General features: G+C 57.8%; 2 pseudogenes. Both read right to left on the reverse strand.

What is annotated here, in order from left to right:
- Positions 1–866, reverse strand: a pseudogene (locus BN1044_RS22265) (OmpA family protein); the annotation flags it as partial.
- Between the two features lie 8 nt (positions 867–874).
- A pseudogene (locus tag BN1044_RS24250) lies at positions 875–952 on the reverse strand (type VI secretion system protein TssL, short form); the annotation flags it as partial.
- Between the last annotated feature and the right edge of the window lie 109 nt (positions 953–1,061).

The raw sequence follows: 1,061 nt of genomic DNA on the forward strand, positions 1-1,061 counted from the left end.
AGCTTAGGTGGTGGTGGTGGCGGGACGTAAGTATCAATGGCCTGCTGAACCGCGAGCCACAGACGATCACCCGGATATAACGCCAGACCATAACGTTGTGGTACGCCCTGACGCTGCCAACGCTCCAGCAACAGCGCATCCTGCTGCAGTGCATGAAGTGCCTGTGCTTTTGGGTCATAGTGGTTCATCGGGATAGCCTGCCAGCGCTGAAGGTCGGCGCTGACCTTATGGATAAGCGCCTGGTTATGTCGCACAGATAGCGCGATGGCACCAAGCGCGCACAACAGCAACATCAACACCACCCGACGCCCGGTTTTACCGCCCTGCAACGGGGTGGTATAGGGTGCCAGTAGCGGGAGTACGGGATCGGCGAAGTGCCAGCGACGTTCATACGCGCTGACGCGATCAGACGGGGAGATACGGGTCTGGCGAAACAGCCATTGTGGCCACAGAGCCGTCGCGCAGCTCCGGATATGACCAAAGCGCAGGGTGACGGCAAAAGGACGGATTGGTGGACACAGACGGTCGGGTTTTCCCAGTTCATCCAGCACTATCTTATGCAGCATCGCATTGGCTTCTGTGAGCAACGGCTGTACCGTGGCAGTCTGCGCTGAGCGCTGCCACTCACAGAGGGAGATAGCAGACTCATCGTCGCGGCACACAAGGGCCGAGTCTCCCCGCACCACAATCCATGGCGTCTCCGGGCCACTGAACTCAGCATTCAGCACCATCGGTACGTTATAGCCTGTCAGTCGACTGAGTTGTTTCATCTGCAGACGCACGGCCTTCAGGGAGGCACGCATCAGCGCTTCATCTTCATGTCGGTCCGGCAGACAGCGGAACATCACGCAGAGCTGCCCGGCCATTGTGGGGGTAGCGCACCACCGGCACGCAGCGATCCAAAGTACACCGCCTGCAGCGGTGCCGAACGCCAAGCCTTTTGCCCTGAATCGTCATAGTCAAAGACACTGATAAACCAATAAGAGTGACTATTTATTCTAGCGCCCTCATTCACGTCGTTACATAAACGAACAGCGACCGAAAGCAGTCCCCATGCTTTA

The organism is Hafnia alvei (assembly GCF_900095695.1).
Classification (GTDB): domain Bacteria; phylum Pseudomonadota; class Gammaproteobacteria; order Enterobacterales; family Enterobacteriaceae; genus Hafnia; species Hafnia alvei_B.